Consider the following 18553-nt stretch of genomic DNA (forward strand, 5'->3'; position numbering starts at 1 on the left):
GAATTATGAAAAAACATAATCAGCACAATACTTATTAAATCATAATAATTTTATAATTATGGCATACTTTTTTCATATATTCACCAATACAATAAATGAAAAAAAAACTTATTAATATGATAAATAGACTTTTACTTTTAAGTATTATTTTGTTTGGGTTAAACTCAAACGCACAAGTTGGAATACAAACAGCCAATCCCGGAAGTACATTGGATGTTAGGGGGTCATTCGCAACACCATATAAAAATGTGACTGCTACTACTTATGACCTAGTAGCGACAGATCAATATCTTGATTTTAGAGGAACGGCTGCCGGTACATGGACTTTACCTGCTGCCCAACCTGCTCCAACAAATTTTGCAGGAAGAATCTACGAAATACGAAACGGAGGAGCTTTCGATCTTACTGTATTACCAAATGGTACAGAAACTATTGATGTCTCCAATGTATCAAACGGACAAAATCGCCTCACTATTCCTGCTGGATATTATGCGACTATCAAAAATACAGGAAATACTACAGGTACGACATGGGTAGTTACTTTACTCACAGCTGGAAATACAACTTCACAAGGCTCCTCAGGATTCAGTACCTCTATATTGGGATATACTCCTAAAAAAGCATCTCAAAGAACAGTGCCAGCAACTTTTTATGGGACATCAGTGGCTGAAAGAGGATGTAAAAAATGGGCTGGTAATGGTCACACTTATTGTGCTTATCAATTTGGAAATGCCAAAAATTTTTATGACACTTTTGATTTTGCAAGAACTGTGGGTGGCTATATTGTTACTATGACCAGTAATAATGAACGAGCCTGGGTAAACTCCAACATCCTGGCTGCTTCACCATCTGGATATTCTTTTGATCACAGTATCTGGATTGGATATAATAAAGTTGCTTATCCCGGAAACCCTGTTCAGTTCACATGGATTACCGGAGAAGACTGGGTGATCGATTGGAATACTTCTCCCAATTCTACTCCTCAAAACTGGTTTAATTCAGGAGAACCAAACAATGCTGGAGGATCTGAAGGATCTTGCCATATATTAGCAACTAACCGAAATACTGCAAGGAGGTGGAATGACTTAAATGGAACTAGCACAAACGATTCAGGAAATGCAGGTACTGACTTTGATCAGGTTATTCTGGAATTTAATGAAGATTAAATATTCATAAATAAACTAAAAAAATTTTCCTTTTACATGCCCTAAAAAGTCAGACTCTTTTTAGGGCATTTTTTATTATATGAAAAAATATGTTTAGTTTTTAATCTCACCTCTCGATACGCTTCACTCCGTTTCGCACTCGAGGTGACGCGTTATTTTTTTACTAGTAATTTATTAATAAAATTCCCAGTAAATTGATTCTCCGTCAGGTCGAGTGCTTTTCGAAATGTAATGGAGAAAAATGTATCGAGACCCTGTTGATTCTATTTCTTCTTTTTCTTTAATCAACTTACTTCCACTTCTGCTGCTTTGAGCATTAAGTAATGTAAATCCGTATTCTTTACAAATGGTTTCAGAAGCTCATTCCCCGGCCCATATATTGCCAGCTCTGCATAATCTCCTGTATGATCCATACTGATCCAGCCTACGGAATTATGTTTCTTCTGAATTTCCGAATATATTTTAAAGGGCAGTTTCTTATAATTATATAATCCGTCTTCCTGTTTTTCAAGACCAGTATAAAAGTCCAAAAGGTGCTTGGCTTCTTCATCAGCCAAACTAAATCCATTAGTTTCACGGATCCAACCTTTAACCTGCTGAAGATTAAAATCTGAATGAATAGCATTCAGAACGTACTCATTGGTATATTTGTAGTGGGAAATACTGTTGAAATTATCGGTAGCATTTGTACCGTACATCGTTCCCGGATTAGCATTTCCATGATCTGTTGTGATGATCACTAAAGTATTTTCATCTTTTTCTGCAAAGTCTAACGCTACTTTTATTGCTTCATCAAACGCTAGCTGATCATGAATAAGTGCTGCAATATCATTGGCATGTGCCGACCAATCCACTTTTCCTCCTTCTATTTGGAGAACAAATCCTTCTTTATGATCTTTCATCTGATCAATCGCTGTCTGAGCCATCTCCGCAAGTGTCGGAGTCTTTTGCAATTCCGGGATATTTTTTCTGTCAATAGAATAAGGTAAAGCCCCTGAATTAAAAACACCTAAAACTTTTTTCCCTTTTTCCAGTTTTTTGAGATCAGACCGATCTTTAAGAATCTGATATCCTTTCTGCTGATATATTCTGTAAACATCTTTTTTATCTTTTCTTTTTGCCGGATTAAAGAACTCGTCGCCACCTCCCATCATTACATCAAACCCAATTTCTGCATACATCTCTGCAATTTCAGATTCAGCACTTCTTTTTTCAGAATTGATACAAAAACCTGCCGGTGTTGCGTGAGTAATGGTTACTGTTGTTACACACCCCGCCTTTTTACCTGCTTTCTTAAATTTCTGCCATATAGGAAGATACCTTTCCCCATTTATTCCTACATTCAACACTCCGTTTCTAACCCTGAATCCACTTCCAAACGAGGAACTTGCCGCTGCCGAATCCGTTACGATAGAGCTGGCAGATGCAGTATCCACTAATGCTCTTGAAGCTTTATTCTCATGGTAAAGATTCATCCAGTTACTATTCCTTCCCAGCACATTTTGTGAATATAGATTGGCTATGGCTAAGGTGCCTGAACTCATTCCATCACTGATCATAAAAATAATGTTCTTAGCTTTTTTCCCATTTTTAGAAAACTGCCTTTTATCATTAGCCAGAAAATCCACAGGATTAATTGTAAAAAGACCGGATAACAATGCGGAACCTTTCAGAAATTTACGTCTGTCCATATAAATTCAAATTTTAAGGGCACAATATATTATTTATACTTATCATTTTAAATCATATTTTATTAAATAATTATGAATATAAAAACATTTCTTAGGATACGAATTATTTAGTGCCTGTGATTCTTGAAATTAATAAGATGTCCTGTAATTAATCCTATTGCTCCTAAATAAAGTAAGGGAAGATGAATTTCACATAGAAAGTCTATGAGTATAGAAATTCCTATCATAAAAACAGAAATCCAGAATAAAAATTTTAACCATCCGTCAGTAATATGTTTAGTAACTCTATAGACCACAATAATTCCAATGAGAAGAAAAGTCAGGTCTATATAAGGATTGTGCGATATTCCAAAAGGAATGATCATTAATAAAGGGAAAACAATACAGTGAATAAGACATAAAACAGCAGCAGAGATTCCAACTGCATCAAGAATTTTTGATTTCATAAGCGCGATGATAATTGATTTTAATTTTCTTATTGTAACTTTGTTGCAAAAGTAAACAGAAACCACAACTAATGCAACTTAATTGCAGTAAAAATGAAACAAACCCGAAATACCCACGCTAAAACAGAGATTCTGAACCTCATCAACAACTCAGAAACAGCACTTTCCCATACAGCTATTCAGGAGAAAATAGGAACCTTATGTAATCGTGTTACCATTTACCGTGTATTAGAGCGTCTTGAGCAGGAAGGTAAAATCCACAGAATTGTAAATGTAGATGGTGTGATTAATTATGCTAAATGCCGGCAATGCAGGGAAAGCAACCATAATCATAATCATTTACATTTTAACTGTGAAGAATGTCATTCCGTAACCTGTATAGAAAATATAGTTCCCGAGATTAACTTACCAGAAAACTTTCTGGCTAAAAGTTATAATTTTGTTGTAAGCGGAATCTGCCCAAAATGTTTAGCTGGCTAGTAAGCTGACTTCTTTTATTGTTCCCATCCAAGTTCTCTCATTTCACATTAAAAAGAGAACTATAAAACGAAATGACCTGCATAAAGAAACTTATACCGAAATACAATAATTTATTGAGCTGAAATAATAAGGCTCTTCTGAAAATAACTCTGCTGATTCACTCTTTAATCTTTTTCCAGGTATTTAATTTATCTACCTGCCAACCACCCTATAATTCATCAAAATATAAAAATCCATTACATTTACCATACATTCGATAATATATTTTCGTAAATTTCAACAAAAATTAATTATCATTACAAAATATATAATATTATGAAAATTGATATAGTAACTTGGGTAGTTAAAAAGAAGCAGAAAAAATTTAAGTTTACGAAATGCTCATATAGGGATAAACACAATCCACTTAGTCTTTTTACTTTCTTTAAATTCTGATTTTAAATAAGCTTTTTAACTAATAACTACCTGGGATGTCACAGTGGAAAATCAGAATTCAGTAATCGGATGGATATGGGCAGGACTCAGCATCCTGTTTCTAATTACTTTATGCATAATTATATTGGTAATACACCACCAGGAAAATATAAAAAAGAACAAACATAAAATAATTCAATTGGTTCGAAATGCTCAAACCGGATGTCTGGAAGAAGCTTTTTTCCTGCAGGAAAAAGAAAGGGAACGTCTGGCAGAAGAGCTTCATGACAATATATTATCCCGTCTTAATCTCATCCGTCTCAATACAGATATAAAAAGCAGTCACGAAATTAATACAGATCTAAAAAAATCCATGCAGCTTATAAGGGAATTATCTCATAACCTCACTCCTCCGGACCTGATGGAGATTGAACTTGCAGACCTTATTGGTGATTATCTGGAACAGGTTAACAGGAGTATAGAAATCATTTACCTGCACTATGGCTTAAAAGAATCCAATCTCAGCAGTGAAGTCAAACTTAACCTATTCAGAATTGTTCAGGAACTTATCACTAATATTTTAAAGCATGCCAATGCCACTAGCATCAATATATTATTAAGAATATCTTTAAAATATGTCATTCTTATAGTAGAAGATAATGGATGCGGGTTCTCTTCAAACGGAAGTTACCGTGGAATCGGTATACAAAATATACAGTCAAGAATCCGTCAGATCCGCGCTGTTTATAAGCTAAAAACCAACCCGGCAAAAGGAACAAAATATATTATCTGCACATCTGCCAAATCAAAACAAAAACTATGAAAATTAAGATCGGTATCGTCGATGATGATTCATTATTCGTACAACTATTAAAAAATCACATCAATAGCCATGAAAATTATGAAGTGGCATTCACTTCAAAAAACGGGTATACATTTCTTTCTGAACAGAATCCAGAGTCTATTGATATCCTTTTACTGGATCTGAAGATGGCAAATGGTGACGGAATAGAAGTAATGAATACTTTGTCTCAAAATGATAGCCTTGTAAAAGTCATTGTTCTTTCGGGCTTTTACAGACGTTCATTTATGGGTCAAATGCTCAAAATGGGAGCCCATGCTTTCCTCCCTAAAGAAGTAGAACTGGATGAACTCCCTAGCATAATTGATTCTGTATATTATAACGGGCATTATTTTTCCAATGAACAAATAGAGGTAATGAGAGGACAGTTATCTAATAAACTTCCTCAATTTCATTCACAGTCAAAAGATGATCTTACGGAAAGAGAAGTTGATGTCCTTAAATTACTATGCCAGCAACTAAGCACCAAAGAAATAGCAGACAAACTTTTCATATCACCTAAAACTGTGGAAACCCATAAAACCAATCTGATTATTAAGACCAGTGTAAAAAATACAGCAGGATTGATTATTTACGCAGTACAGAATGAGATTGTGGATGTGAATGAGATTGTGCTATTCGATAAATAAATTATTCTTCTGCCTCCTGTACCCTTCTAAACTCTCTTATATTCCGCCTTAGCATCCAACGGAAAAGTAGTTTACCGAAAATCTCATTCATCCGGGCAAAGTTTCCGTTTCCTATACCTAAGAGATGGATATAAGCAAAGCCATCTCTTTCGTACATCCTCATCGTTACGCTTCCTGAATGTAATAAATGCTCCCTAAAAGTAGTATTTATTATTTCAAGGGTTCTGTCATTATTTGTTGTATGTACGGGACCCAAAATCGCTGCATTGGCTCTTCCGTCATTAATTCTTCTTCCGAAAATACTGCCTCTTCCCCCAAGAACTGCTCCGGGTACAGTAAGACCTATGGGACAGTTCATCAGATAAGTATACATTCCAAGTGCATTAAAACCTGTCGTAACACGACCTATTTCTTCTGTAAATTCATAGGTATGAAAACGATCATTAATTCTGATTCCTGCCGATGCCCATATAGAGCGTATTGACCGGGGAATAAAATTTATATTTTGTAATAGAGCATAATATTTATTCATAAGATAAGTTTTAAAATCGATTGATCAAATCATAATTCATCTAAAAAATCAGGGAGAATCCGTAACAGAAACTCCCCGATTCTCAAAATTTTAAAAACAAAATATATTTTATGAAGCGCTTAGCATTTTGGCAATAGCAATAGCGTCTGACACGGTATCTATGCTATAAATCTGCATAACTCCCTGTGTAGTGGCCGCCTGTCCTAAAATATTCTGTTGGTTCTGCGCGTTCACTGCGTTTTCAAACATCAGCCCGGTAGAATGGGCTGCCGCCTGATAAACATTCCCTAAAGCCATTGCAGGTGCTTCTGCTACCACTTTTACATTAGATTGGGTAACAGCATCTGTGATCTGTTGATTAACTGTTTGTGACATGATTTTAATTTTTTGTGGGATTCATCATCCCGGTTAATAATACGTTGGGGATTGTATGTAAAAAAGAAAGGTTTATTTAGGATGCACTCAGCATTTTAGCAATAGAAATAGCATCTGCTATGGTATCCAGGCTATAGATCTGCATAATTCCCTGCGTAGTAGCCGCCTTTCCTAAAATGTTCTGCTGGTTCTGTGCATTCACTGCATTTTCGAACATAATTCCCGTAGAATGGGCTGCTGACTGATAAACATTACCTAAAGCCATTGCAGGAGCTTCTCCTACTACTTTTACATTGGATTGAGTCACTGCATGATCTGTTCATTGACATTTGTTGCCATAATTCTGATTATTTTAATTTGAGTTAAGAGTAAAAACAGCCGGATTTTCCGACTGTGGTTATTGTTTTAATTCCACTTCTGTTATGAAGCACTTAGCATTTTAGCGATAGCAATCGCATCTGAAACAGTATCAATACTGTAAATCTGCATTACTCCCTGTGTAGTAGCTGCCTGTCCTAAAATATTCTGCTGATTCTGTGCATTCACTGCATTTTCAAACATCAGTCCTGTAGAATGGGCTGCTGACTGATATACATTTCCTAAAGCGAGTGCAGGTGCTTCTGCCACCACTTTTACATTGGATTGAGTCACTGCGTCTGTGATCTGTTCATTAACATTTGTTGCCATGATTTTCTTTAATTTAAAAGTTTAAAAAACACAATCGGACTTTCCGACTGGTTGAACCGGAATCTGGTTATTAAATAAATGGATATAATTCTTTTATTAAGATGCACTCAGCATCTTGGCAATGGAAATAGCATCCGATATGGTATCAATACTGTAAATCTGCATTATTCCTTGAGTAGTAGCAGCCTGCCCTAAAATATTCTGCTGGTTCTGTGTATTCACTGCATTTTCGAACATGATTCCTGTGGAATGGGCCGCTGCCTGGTAGACGTTTCCCAAAGCCATAGCAGGAGCCTCTCCTACCACTTTGACGTTTGATTGTGTCACTGCATCTGTGACCTGTAAATTAACTGTTTGTGCCATAATTTTTAGTTTTTGTGAGAACGGGTCTCGGTTAATTAATTATTTCTGAATCTTTGAATAAGTTTTTTTCCCCCAATAACAGGATGCTGTTCTTGGCTGTTGACGTGATATATACAATGAGATCATATTATTTTAGGGAAGGGTTTAACAGCATCCATGATTGGGTATTTTGTAATTTGTTTATGTATTATTTGTCAAAACGACCTTTTCTTAGGGCTCCTATTTCCTTATATCTTATTTTTTTAGCCACCAGTTTTTTAGCACTCATCATTGAATTTCCCATTGAAAGTTGAAAATCTTTCTGCTGGGTCAGTACAGACTGTTCGAACATTAATCCTGTTGAATGTGCATTAGCCTGCAAAGAGATGCCTGTAGATACGGCAGCGGACACTGCTACTACTTCCGTATTTATTTCGTAATTGTTATTTTCCATGAGATATAGTTTTTAAGATGATTATCGGTTGATATTGGTGATTCTTGATTGTATCTTAATTAATTTTTCTGCTATCTTAAGTTCCTTTGCTTTTATTTTTTCTTTAGAAACATCATGCATATGTTTCAGCTGTTCTTCATAATTGATAGCCGACGGATTTATTACAGATGCAGAATTATTCACCTGCTGCTGTTTTACGGCTTCTTCCAGCTTTTCCAGTAAGGGGGCAAGAGATTTTAGAGTTTCCCTGGTCGCCTTATCTTTGATATACTGAATGATCTCATCTTCATGACTAAGAATAAATGACGGAATATCGCTCTGTTTTTCCTGTAGTTTTTTTTCTTCTTCCTCATCGGGAGCAGGAAGATATAATTGTTGGCCGGTATCCATAATGAGAATAATTTAGATCATATAACCAATGAAAGCACTTGCTGCCGTCCAATCCGTATTTATATTCTGAATAACATTACTTCCTACAATCTCCGTAGAAATATTTCCGGTTATTATAATAGCAGTAACCAGTTCTTTCAGTTCATCCAAGGGAAGCTGCAAAACATAGTCTTCTGAAAATAATACAGGTAAAGTGGGATTTAATGTATTTTCATTGACTACAATATCCAGAATTTCCTGGCAATAGTGAGCAATAAGCTTTGACCCCTCAAATTCCAGTTCTCTTTTGAGATCAATTATACTATTTTGTGAAGTAATGAGATCTGCAAGGCTACTGACATCTATATCATGGGTAGCATACATAGCTTCTCCTGTATTGGAAGGGGTAATGGTAATATCAACTTTTAAAATGCTTTCAGCTTTTTCTAAATTAACAGTAAGAAGCTTAGAATCTGCCTCAGGATCAGCAATACTATTTAAGGTGTTCAAAGGAAGTATCCTTACATTACAGAAAAAATTTTTAGCATCATCTAGTTTAATCATTACTACTGTAATTCCTGTAGCTTTATCTTTAGGCTCAATTACGAATGACTGATAAGAAATATACCTCTTATTCTTATTGATACAATTTACAAACCTGACTGTAGGATTGATATTAATGTCAGCCGTTTGCAAGCCAAATACGATCCGTCCTAAATTATTTTCCGGTTTTTTCATACTGAAATAATTGGTATCACTACTTCTCTGAAGAAAAAAACTTTCATTCAGTTCCTGCAAAGATCTCAGATTTAAAACTTTAGCAGGTTTAAGTTCATTTAAATAGCTCATAGGTTATATTTTTAAGTTGATTAAATAATCGGGTTATTACATTAGATGCGGGCTTTTCTACTTCTGAGGGAAGATCAGATGTTTCAATGATAGGTTTTACGATAGGTTCCGTTAGTTTTATCGTTTTAAGTACAGTAGTTCCCGCTGATTTTGGTACAGTATAAATATCTTTTTCCACGGGATCATCTTTTAGAGGGTTTTCTTCTTGATCAGATACTATCAGTCGTTTTTTTTTTCAGGATCCGCCAAAGGTTCATTAGCAGGAGCTTCATTCTCTGATTGACCGGTTTTTTCGTTACCTGTAGGAACTCCTGAAGAGATTTTGGACTTAACTTCAGCATAGTCACTCACAATTTTAAACAGATCCCTTATTACTTCATTTCCATCCGTGGCAGCTTTGTCCAGTACTGTATCTTCACTCCCGCTTTCTTCTCCGAAAAGAGATGGTTTATGATGATATGTTCCGTAGGTCAGAATATTGTTAGCCAGCCTGCTTATCGCAATGAGCCCTAACTGTTCGAATCCTTTTAAAAAAGACTGTAAATCCTGAACCATCATTCCTGTTGCCTGATCTTTCATGATTGCGGAAGCACCGGTCATAGGAGAAGTAGCTGGAGGAGAGAGTACCGCCTCATTCACAAAGGCCGCTGATTTTTCTGCCGGGGTGGTAGGCTTAACAGCTGTGGTGGTAGCTGCTGTATTTGCATTCGTGCTGGTATCCATTTTTTTAACATTTTAGAATTAGCCTTTTAAAATTTTAATAGCATCTGCAACAATCGCAGGGTTGAGCTGATTAAGATTCTGCTGGTTCGTCACTGAATTCTGAATGGATATTCCACTGGCATGAGTAGCCATTTGATAAAGCATGCTCATGGCCTGTGCCGGAGATTCTCCCAACACTGTTACATTAGTCTGCGTTACCGCATCTGTAGTCTGGTTGTTTACTGTATCTGCCATATTTTTGGTTTAAATGGTTAGTTTCGTTTTTACTAAGGGATTTCTTTTCCCTTTGTCTTCAACAAATTTCTTAAACCCGGACAACTTAACAGTCGGGGAAAAAACTGATTTTTCAAAAGTAAGGGTAATCTCTCAAGTGTGAAATGATAATCAGCCCAACTGCCCCTAATAGTTGGCAAGCTATTTAAAAACTGTTTAGATATTCTGAGTATTAATAGGGATATATATTAAAGAGCTGTTATCAACAGTAGTTGTCCCTGATCTATAGTATTAGAGGACTTCATATAGGGATTATAAATAATGAAAGCCGCAAAATTTGCAGCTTTTTACTGATTGTTTTTTTATGTTATTTTACTTTTTCCAGCAGATACAGCTTGGCACCCGAAAATGCCAGCTTAGGCATCAGATTGCCTTCGAGGACCATAGTTTTATTATTGATATCGATCACAGAAATATAATTATTGGAATTATACTCAATATAATTTTCCTTTTCTTTAGTGACAGGATTTTTTCCGAACTCCATAGAATATTTTATCCAGTCTTCTTTGTCTGAGCTGCAATGTACGGGCTTAAATCTGGATTTTTTAGTCTTAAAAATAATCTGGTCAAAACTTCCATCAGCACAATCTGAAGTAAAAGAGCTTTCCGGGATTTGATCTTTGGAAAAATCTTCAAAAGAACCTTTATAAACACCTACTACTTTCCAGGTACCGTCTAAGCGGTCTTCATCAATTTTCCCTTTGGCTTTGCTTACAGCCCAGCTGATTCCTTTGACGGTTCCCTTTACCGCCTTATAACTTACATTTACAGCTCCTTTCACCACTTTTGTTGCAGTAGAGACTACACAGGAATTCAATATTAAAAGTGCTGAAGCCAGCAATAGTATTTTCTTCATCATTAATTTATTAAGAATGTGCGAAGATAGTATTTTAAAAAATGCTCAGATCATATTGTTTTACCAAATCCAGGATCATATGATATCCTGCCAATGAGTTTCCATGCCGGTCTAAAGAAGGGCTGAAAACTCCAATTCCTATTTTCCCGGGAACACTTACCACAATTCCTCCTCCTACACCGGATTTACTTGGTAAACCTACAGTTCTGGAATATTCTCCACTAAACTCATACATTCCGGCTGTAAGCATCTGGGATTCTATCAATCTCGCCATTTCAGCATTTTTATAGGTAGTATCACCATCAAAACGAACACATTGATTGGCAAAAAAATAGCCTATTTTAGCTAAATCTTCAGCCGTGAGTTCAATAGAGCATTGTCTGAAATAGTTATCCAGCTGATCTTCATTTCCTGAAATCAAGCCGTTATTTTTCATTAGGTAAAACATTCCACGGTTACGATGTCCGGTAGACTTTTCGGATTCATAAACCGATTTGCTGTATTCTATCGTGGGATTTTTGGTGATATACCTTACCATATCCAGAATCTTAAGAAATGGTTTTTCACCTTCTCCTGAAATTAAAGAAGTAGTAAGAATCGCTCCGGCATTCATCATCGGATTAAGCGGCTTACCCATTGTTTCAAGATTGGCAAAATGATTAAAAGGCTTATCGGATCCGTAATATCCCATTTTATCAAAAATATCTGCCTCTCCCCTTTCATTTACAGCAATCATTAAGGCAATTATTTTAGAAATACTCTGCATGGTAAATTTCTTACTGACATCTCCTGTATTGAATACTTTACCATTTTTGTCTACTACTGAAAAAGCAATAGATTCGGCATTCACTTTGCCCAGCTCAGGAATATAATCGGCTACTTTGCCCTGTTTATAATAGGCTCTGTTCTTTTCTAAGATAGTATGTAAAGTTTTTTCAGAAATCGTTGAAAGATCTGCTGTTTTCTGGGCATTTACCGCTGTATTTAAGAAAAGGAATCCTGCAATAAAAATTCCTTTTGCAGACCAGACCATATTATTTTTTTTCATCATTTAAATATTTTCAAATAAAATGTAGTAATAAAACCTAAAAACAAAGATAAACTATTTTCTTATTTATAATATTTTTTCAGATCCGATATCATTTTTATCCTGAATTCTTCAGCTTGTGATCTCCGCATCATCAATGCATAGGTATTATTAAACCCTAAGGGTTCCAGCCATTGGATCCCGAACTGTTTTTCAAATTCAGAATTTACATATCGGTAAGTTTTCTCCGGGCTTTGGGTTACCTTTTTAATGGTTTCTTCCGCAGGTTTCAACAATACCAGAAGTCCTGTCCCTGTATACTCAGGATAGAAATCAATAGCATCACTCGTTAAGGCATCAAAACAGATTTTTGTTCCTCCAAGTCCCGTTTTTGTTTCTACTTTATAGTCTGTATATCCTTCAATTAAAATTTTATACATAGCTGCCAGAATATATTGTTCTCCAAAAATCTTTGACCCTATTCTCACCGTTTTTGAATTTCCTTTCCTGGAGTTTCTATAGAGTTTATTTTTAACTAAAAAATCCTTTGCTATTCTTTCAGGAGTCTGATTAAGATAATCTGATTTATAATTCAGATCCGTCATAATGGAATCATTAAACTTTCCTGCTAGCAGGTTCAGTGTTTCTTCCAGCCCGGGAAATCTGGCTAACGTTTTTGTTTTGATAATCGGTGCAGCAAAATAAGGAGGAAATATCTTTTTATCATCCTCCAGCACATACAGATCAAAGGCTTTGATTCTTCCATCTGTGGAATACCCACTGATCAGGTCCAGTTTTTTTTCATAGGCCGCTTTATACATAATGGCATCGTTTACAACCAGCGGATGGGCGTCTATCCCATAGACAGAACGGAGACCAAGATCACCATCCTGCCTTCCCATAAACTCAGGAGTAAATCCTGCCTTGAATTGAGTATCAGAGTCCACAGACCATATATAACCGATCCCTATGACAATCAAAAGAGCAGGAATTATATATTTAAGCTTTTGAAATAAATTATACCCCAATCTTTGCACTACTGCAATTGCCTGATCAAGCACAACAGCCAGTAATGCTGCGGGAATAGCACCGGCCAGAATCATATTGGTATTATTAAGAGAAATTCCTCCAAAGATAAACTCCCCCAAACCACCTGCTGCTACAAATGAAGCCAGTGTTGCCACTCCTATAGTAATTACGGCAGCGGTTCTTATTCCAGCCATGATTACAGGCATTGCCAACGGAAGTTCTACTTTAAAAAGAAGCTGTTTTTTATTCATTCCCATTGCCTGGGCAGCCTCAGTAACCGAAGGGTCTACTCCGGTTATTCCTGTGTAGGTATTACGGATAATAGGTAAAAGTGCATAGATCAGTAATGCAATAATTGCAGGCTTAGCCCCAATCCCAAAAACAGGAATCATAAAGCCTAACAGGGCAATACTTGGAATAGTCTGTAAAATACCGGCAATTCCAAGAACAGAGCCGGAAAGTATTCTTTTACGGGCAATAAGTACTCCGACAGGAACACCAATAATTATAGCTATGAGTAAAGATAAGAAGGTCAGCCCAAGATGCTGCATCACCTGGATCTGTAATTTTTCCTGCTGTTCTATGACAAACTGCCAGAGGCTTTGCTTCATATAATCTTTGTTTTTCTGTATTCATTAAATGCTTTAATCAGCATTTCATAGTATACTGTATTCTTATGATCTGAACTTAATATTTGTAAGGCACTCCAAACGCTTATATTTTCAGGAAAATTAAATGTATAATGGGTATTTTCCGTACCTATAAAAGCTTTAACATCTTTCAGGGTTGCCACTTTGTATTCCAATAAAAGGCGGTTTTTAGCAAAAAAATCACTCACAAAATCATTTTCAGGATAGTACAGCATTTCTTCGGGACTTCCTGCCTGAATAATTTTTCCTTTATCCATCAGACATATACGATGACCTAATTCAAAGGCTTCCTGCACATCATGGGTAACGAGGATAATGGTTTTATTTTTCAGTTCTTCCAATGATTTAAATTCAGAATGAATATCCGCTTTGGTAATATTATCCAATGCTCCGAAAGGTTCATCCATCAATAAAACAGGAGTGTTGGCTATCAAAGCCCTTGCAATACCGACCCTTTGTTGCTGACCGCCGCTTAATTCATGAGGAAACCGGGAAAGCAGGTCTTCTGAAAGATTAAGTTTATTGAGAAGTTCTTCTGTTCTTTGGAGGGTCTTTTTTTTATCCCATTTCAACAAATCAGGAACTACAGCGATATTCTGCCGAATGGTATAATGAGGAAATAATCCGGAATGCTGCATCACGAAACCTATTCCCATTCTAAGATCCTCTGCTTTCTGATTGCGGACATCTTTACCATCAATTAAAATGGCACCGGTATCAGATTCTACAAGACGGTTAATCATTTTTAAGGTAGTGGTTTTGCCACAACCGCTTGTTCCCAGCAATACTAATATTTCCTGATCACGTGCATGAAAAGAAATACTGTCTACTGCCTTTTTTCCGTTAAAGCTTTTCGAAACTGAATCAACTGTAATCATAGCACACAAATTATCGGGCCAGTCTTATTCCTGTAAACTGCCATTTTAAATAGGCCTGAAAAAAATTACGATAGGTATTCCTGCTGTGGCCGGGAGGTGTCACTTCAGAAGCTCCGCGCAATACCATTTGATTCACCATAAATTTACCATTGTATTCTCCTACCGCTCCTGCTTCTTTTTTAAAATGGGGATAAGGCAAATAAGCCGAGTTGGTCCATTCCCAACGATCTCCCCAATTAAAATCCCGGGATGCCACCTCCCATTCCTCTTCAGTAGGTAAACGCATTCCTTTCCATGAAGCATAAGCGGAGGCTTCATAAAAGTTGATATGACAAACCGCTTCATTCGGATCCACTTCCTGTAATCCGTGCAGAGTATAATTCACCCATTTCCCTTCTATATAATGCCAATACAAAGGAGCTTTTGCCTGATTTTCTTTTACCCAGTCCCAGCCTTCGGCATGCCAGTGTTTAAAATCAGTATAGCCTCCCGCTTCCATGAATTCCAGATATTCCTGATTCGTCACCAGATGATTTGCTATTTCAAAATCTGTAAGATATACTTTATGCCTACTGAGTTCATTGTCGAAACAGAATCCTTCACCTTCAAAACCTATTTCGTAAATTCCTTCGGAGAAGCACATCATTTCTGCATTTGCGGAAAACAGTTTCTTAGATTTTTTTTCTTTTGTATAAGCCGGAAAAAGAGGATTGTGACCTAAAATGTATTTAATGTCCATCATTAAAAGTTCCTGATGCTGCTGCTCATGATTCAATCCTAATTCAAGTAACGGTTTAATAGCTTCTGTCATAAATTCACTTTCCAGAAAAACTTTCATGTGTTTATCTACATATTTACGGTATTCATAAACATCTGAAACCGAAGGACGGCTGAGGTTTCCCCTATCAGTACGGATCACTCTTGCCCCGATAGTTTCATAATAACTGTTGAATACAAAATTATATTGTCGATCAAAAACCTGATAACCTGGAAAATTGGGGAGTAATACGAATGTTTCTAAAAACCAGGTGGTATGGCCCAGATGCCATTTCGGAGGACTTACGTCTACAAGCGGCTGTACAACATAGTCTTCTATTTCTAAGGGAGCACAGATCTTTTCTGAACGGCTTCGGATCTGGAGGTACTTTCCGATGAGATTTGGGGTAATTATTTCTGGTATCATATTTTTATTTTTAGGTGTGTGATCGTAGTATTTATTATTTTTCCTCTTAGATTAGACTAATTATGAAGATCCGGGAAGTATGAGGATAGGATCAGATTTTTGTTTGTTTTGGTTCTTCTTGATGTTGTATCCTGAATTCATCTAGCTTGAATCTATTCTGATATTGATTTATATTATTTTGTTTCCCATACAGAGTCGATAAACCAGTTTTTGGAATCTCTAATTTCTCCGATCATTTTAAAATCTGACTTACGGCTAAGTTCTCTGATTTCCTCTGGAGAAAACTTCTGTGAAATTTCCATATCAATCCATTCATTTTCTTCGAATGTTATTGTTGTATTTCCAATTATTACATCTTGCTTTTGAAGGCTTATTAGAAAACTTCTACAGGCTCCGGTTATGGGATCATAGGTCTGATAGTGCTGGAATTGTTTGAGATTAAAGCTTCCGTTCAAATCCCTATTAATGAGATCTAAAAGATTAAGATTAAAAGCAGCTGTAATTCCTTCCTCATCGTTATAAGCATTAAGTATTGTATGAGGGTTTTTCTTTAAATCAAAACCAATCAACAGCCTGTCTCCCGAATTCAGATTCCGGTTTAAATGTGAACAAAAAAGTTGAGCTTCTTCTATTGACATATTCCCTATATTACTACCCAAGAACAATATGACTTTCTTTCTGTCAGACAAGGAAGCCGCCTTCCGAAGCATTTCAAAATAATCACCTTCCAAAGTCGTTACACTCAGATCAGGTAACTGATTATTCAATTTTTCTTTTAATACAGAAAGAATATTTCCCGAGATATCAATAGGCATATAGGTAAATTCATGCTTATACTTAACAAGATACTTAAGTAAATAAGTAGATTTTAATGCGTCACCTGCTCCTAGTTCGATTAGGTCAAAAGGTTCATTTTCAGGTATGATCAATTGCGCCAACTCTGCTGTTTTATTTTTGAATATATCCAATTCACAGCGGGTAAGATAGTAGTCCGGCATATGCATAATTTTCTGAAAAAGCCGATCACCTACTCTATCATAAAAATATTTTGAGGACAACTTTTTGGGATAACTTTGTAAACCTTCCAGAACATCAGAACGAAAATTATCAATATGAGTATTTCCTACACTGGAAGGTGTCTGTAACTTTAAATCCATATGTTTTAATTTGTGTGGTTAATAAGTTAGCAACAATTATCTTGCCGCTTCAACATTGAATTCTATCTCATTTTTTCTACTTAAATATAGACATTTCTAATTTTTAGAATGACACACACCTGATATAAGAATCAGTTTATTGGGTCTTTCATTAATAAATTACCTGTGAAGAAAACAAGGCGTCACCTCGAGTGCGGAACGAAGTAGAGTATATCGAGAGGTGAGATTAAAAACCTAAGGAAAATAAAATTACTTCATCGTTTAAAGTTTTTCTTAGCTAAATTAGGTAAGTCTTCATACCTCCCGTCTATAAGCGCCTGTTTTTTAGCATGAGACCATTTCTTTATTTTTTTCTCAAAGCTTATAGCCTGTTCAATATCCATAAACTGGCAGAAAAAAACCAATTCAACCGGACGTCTGGTAAAAGTATAAGAACCAAAATGTTTCCCATCCTGATGTTCATCAAAACGTTTATACACATTATGTGTAATACCTGTATAAAAAGTATTATCCGAACATAGCAATATATACACAAATGAAACCTGCACATCTAAAAATATGAAAAATATTTATTATAATTCATTTTTCAATTAAACAAATTAATACATTTTATCTTTTTCTTTATTACACTACTATTGCAAAACATATTATGCCGTCTCCTCGAGTATGGAACGAAGTGGAATGTATCGAGAGGCGAGATCAAAAAACATAAGCAATAAAACAACTAGGTCTCGATACATTTTTCTACTTTGCATTTCGAAAAACACTCGACCTGACGGAAAATTAATTTACTGGGATATTTATTAATGAACACTAGCGAAGAACATACCGCGTCTCCTCGAGTGCGGAACGAAGTGGAGTGTATCGAGAGGTGATATCGAAAATCTAAAGGAATAAAATGAATTAGTCAATACTTAATCTGACAGTTATAATCAAATTAAATAACTTTAAAACAGATTAAGTATTATGACAACACAACAAAAGATCATCAAAAACAAGTTAGGCGTACTTGAATTAGCACAACATTTAGGAAATGTATCCAAGGCTTGTAAAGTAATGGGTTATTCCCGAGACAGTTTTTATCGATTCAAAGAACTGTATGAGCAAGGAGGTGAATTAGCATTACAGGAAATCTCCAGAAGAAAGCCAGTATTAAAGAATCGTGTAGATGAAGTCATTGAAAAGGCAGTTGTTGATATAGCTATTGAAAACCCTGCTTTGGGGCAGCTTAGAGTAAGTAATGAACTTAAAAAGAAAGGTTTCATTGTATCACCAGGTGGAGTCAGAAGTATTTGGTTAAGACACGATCTACATACGTTTAAACTAAGATTAAAAACCCTGGAAGCCAAATCTGCTCAAGATGGTCTAGTCCTTACTGAATCCCAACTTTCAGCACTGGAAAGGGCTAAGGAAGAGAAAAAGGCTCATGGAGAAATTGAAACTTATCATCCGGGATATTTAGGAGCTCAAGACACTTATTA

General features: G+C 35.9%; 25 protein-coding genes. 5 read left to right on the forward strand and 20 right to left on the reverse strand.

Annotation, left to right across the window (positions count from 1 at the left end; translation table 11 throughout):
* The first annotated feature begins 116 nt into the window (after nucleotides 1–116).
* Entirely contained in the window at nucleotides 117–1166 is a 1050-nt protein-coding gene (locus tag Q0A18_RS05115; protein ID WP_292009099.1) for a hypothetical protein, read from the forward strand.
* 284 nt (nucleotides 1167–1450) lie between these two features.
* Here the strand turns inward: Q0A18_RS05115 and Q0A18_RS05120 are convergent, their stop codons facing one another.
* Both Q0A18_RS05120 and Q0A18_RS05125 read right to left on the reverse strand, forming a co-directional pair.
* Nucleotides 1451–2857 carry an alkaline phosphatase gene (locus tag Q0A18_RS05120; protein WP_292009100.1) on the reverse strand — a complete coding sequence of 469 codons (1407 nt, stop codon included), beginning with the start codon at nucleotides 2855–2857 and terminating at the stop codon, nucleotides 1451–1453.
* A 107-nt stretch (nucleotides 2858–2964) separates the two neighbouring features.
* Nucleotides 2965–3303, reverse strand: a complete 339-nt coding sequence (locus Q0A18_RS05125; RefSeq protein ID WP_292009101.1) for a MerC domain-containing protein — start codon at nucleotides 3301–3303, stop codon at nucleotides 2965–2967.
* A gap of 93 nt (nucleotides 3304–3396) precedes the next feature.
* Here Q0A18_RS05125 and Q0A18_RS05130 point away from each other — a divergent pair, with 93 nt between their 5' ends.
* From Q0A18_RS05130 to Q0A18_RS05140, 3 genes are all read left to right on the forward strand, one after another.
* Complete coding sequence (locus Q0A18_RS05130) at nucleotides 3397–3783, forward strand: transcriptional repressor (RefSeq protein ID WP_292009102.1); 387 nt, start codon at nucleotides 3397–3399, stop codon at nucleotides 3781–3783.
* Nucleotides 3784–4261: 478 nt separating this feature from the next.
* Entirely contained in the window at nucleotides 4262–5020 is a 759-nt protein-coding gene (locus tag Q0A18_RS05135; RefSeq protein WP_292009103.1) for an ATP-binding protein, read from the forward strand.
* Entirely contained in the window at nucleotides 5017–5688 is a 672-nt protein-coding gene (locus Q0A18_RS05140) for a response regulator transcription factor (protein WP_292009104.1), read from the forward strand. Before Q0A18_RS05135 ends, Q0A18_RS05140 begins: the two co-directional genes overlap by 4 nt.
* A 1-nt stretch (nucleotide 5689) precedes the next feature.
* Here the strand turns inward: Q0A18_RS05140 and Q0A18_RS05145 are convergent, their stop codons facing one another.
* The 18 genes from Q0A18_RS05145 to Q0A18_RS05230 form a co-directional block, all read right to left on the reverse strand.
* Nucleotides 5690–6220 carry a hypothetical protein gene (locus tag Q0A18_RS05145; RefSeq protein WP_292009105.1) on the reverse strand — a complete coding sequence of 177 codons (531 nt, stop codon included), beginning with the start codon at nucleotides 6218–6220 and terminating at the stop codon, nucleotides 5690–5692.
* A gap of 108 nt (nucleotides 6221–6328) precedes the next feature.
* Nucleotides 6329–6595 carry a RebB family R body protein gene (locus Q0A18_RS05150; protein ID WP_292009106.1) on the reverse strand — a complete coding sequence of 89 codons (267 nt, stop codon included), beginning with the start codon at nucleotides 6593–6595 and terminating at the stop codon, nucleotides 6329–6331.
* Nucleotides 6596–6671: 76 nt separating this feature from the next.
* Entirely contained in the window at nucleotides 6672–6902 is a 231-nt protein-coding gene (locus Q0A18_RS05155) for a RebB family R body protein (RefSeq protein WP_292009107.1), read from the reverse strand.
* Between the two features lie 113 nt (nucleotides 6903–7015).
* On the reverse strand, nucleotides 7016–7282 hold the full coding sequence (locus Q0A18_RS05160) for a RebB family R body protein (protein WP_292009108.1): 267 nt from the start codon (nucleotides 7280–7282) through the stop codon (nucleotides 7016–7018).
* A gap of 96 nt (nucleotides 7283–7378) precedes the next feature.
* Nucleotides 7379–7645, reverse strand: coding sequence for a RebB family R body protein (locus tag Q0A18_RS05165; RefSeq protein WP_292009109.1), 267 nt, complete (start codon nucleotides 7643–7645; stop codon nucleotides 7379–7381).
* Between the two features lie 187 nt (nucleotides 7646–7832).
* Nucleotides 7833–8078, reverse strand: coding sequence for a RebB family R body protein (locus Q0A18_RS05170; protein WP_292009110.1), 246 nt, complete (start codon nucleotides 8076–8078; stop codon nucleotides 7833–7835).
* A 21-nt stretch (nucleotides 8079–8099) separates the two neighbouring features.
* The gene (locus tag Q0A18_RS05175; protein ID WP_292009111.1) at nucleotides 8100–8468 is read right to left on the reverse strand and encodes a hypothetical protein; all 369 of its coding nucleotides are present in this window, start codon (nucleotides 8466–8468) and stop codon (nucleotides 8100–8102) included.
* A gap of 12 nt (nucleotides 8469–8480) precedes the next feature.
* Nucleotides 8481–9296, reverse strand: coding sequence for a hypothetical protein (locus Q0A18_RS05180; RefSeq protein ID WP_292009112.1), 816 nt, complete (start codon nucleotides 9294–9296; stop codon nucleotides 8481–8483).
* Nucleotides 9280–9474, reverse strand: coding sequence for a hypothetical protein (locus Q0A18_RS05185; protein ID WP_292009113.1), 195 nt, complete (start codon nucleotides 9472–9474; stop codon nucleotides 9280–9282). Before Q0A18_RS05185 ends, Q0A18_RS05180 begins: the two co-directional genes overlap by 17 nt.
* Nucleotides 9475–9515: 41 nt before the next feature.
* Nucleotides 9516–10019 (reverse strand): hypothetical protein, encoded by a 504-nt coding sequence (locus tag Q0A18_RS05190; protein WP_292009114.1) that lies wholly within the window; start codon nucleotides 10017–10019, stop codon nucleotides 9516–9518.
* Nucleotides 10020–10037: 18 nt separating this feature from the next.
* Nucleotides 10038–10253 carry a RebB family R body protein gene (locus Q0A18_RS05195; protein ID WP_047400697.1) on the reverse strand — a complete coding sequence of 72 codons (216 nt, stop codon included), beginning with the start codon at nucleotides 10251–10253 and terminating at the stop codon, nucleotides 10038–10040.
* A gap of 346 nt (nucleotides 10254–10599) precedes the next feature.
* Nucleotides 10600–11148 carry a hypothetical protein gene (locus tag Q0A18_RS05200; protein ID WP_292009115.1) on the reverse strand — a complete coding sequence of 183 codons (549 nt, stop codon included), beginning with the start codon at nucleotides 11146–11148 and terminating at the stop codon, nucleotides 10600–10602.
* Between the two features lie 34 nt (nucleotides 11149–11182).
* Nucleotides 11183–12196, reverse strand: coding sequence for a glutaminase A (glsA, locus tag Q0A18_RS05205; RefSeq protein ID WP_292009122.1), 1014 nt, complete (start codon nucleotides 12194–12196; stop codon nucleotides 11183–11185).
* Nucleotides 12197–12258: 62 nt separating this feature from the next.
* Nucleotides 12259–13815 carry an ABC transporter permease/substrate-binding protein gene (locus Q0A18_RS05210; protein WP_292009116.1) on the reverse strand — a complete coding sequence of 519 codons (1557 nt, stop codon included), beginning with the start codon at nucleotides 13813–13815 and terminating at the stop codon, nucleotides 12259–12261.
* Nucleotides 13812–14732 carry an ABC transporter ATP-binding protein gene (locus Q0A18_RS05215; protein ID WP_292009117.1) on the reverse strand — a complete coding sequence of 307 codons (921 nt, stop codon included), beginning with the start codon at nucleotides 14730–14732 and terminating at the stop codon, nucleotides 13812–13814. Before Q0A18_RS05215 ends, Q0A18_RS05210 begins: the two co-directional genes overlap by 4 nt.
* A 10-nt stretch (nucleotides 14733–14742) precedes the next feature.
* Nucleotides 14743–15915, reverse strand: a complete 1173-nt coding sequence (egtB, locus tag Q0A18_RS05220; protein WP_292009118.1) for an ergothioneine biosynthesis protein EgtB — start codon at nucleotides 15913–15915, stop codon at nucleotides 14743–14745.
* Nucleotides 15916–16088: 173 nt separating this feature from the next.
* Nucleotides 16089–17072, reverse strand: a complete 984-nt coding sequence (locus Q0A18_RS05225; RefSeq protein ID WP_292009119.1) for an L-histidine N(alpha)-methyltransferase — start codon at nucleotides 17070–17072, stop codon at nucleotides 16089–16091.
* A 254-nt stretch (nucleotides 17073–17326) separates the two neighbouring features.
* Nucleotides 17327–17620 (reverse strand): GIY-YIG nuclease family protein, encoded by a 294-nt coding sequence (locus Q0A18_RS05230; protein WP_292009120.1) that lies wholly within the window; start codon nucleotides 17618–17620, stop codon nucleotides 17327–17329.
* A gap of 418 nt (nucleotides 17621–18038) precedes the next feature.
* On the opposite strand from Q0A18_RS05230, the gene Q0A18_RS05235 reads away from it, so the two are divergent.
* On the forward strand, nucleotides 18039–18553 hold a 515-nt coding region (locus Q0A18_RS05235; protein ID WP_292009121.1), incomplete at its 3' end, for a helix-turn-helix domain-containing protein.

Origin of the sequence: Chryseobacterium sp. (assembly GCF_022712095.1) — a bacterium.
Classification (GTDB): Bacteria; Bacteroidota; Bacteroidia; order Flavobacteriales; family Weeksellaceae; genus Chryseobacterium.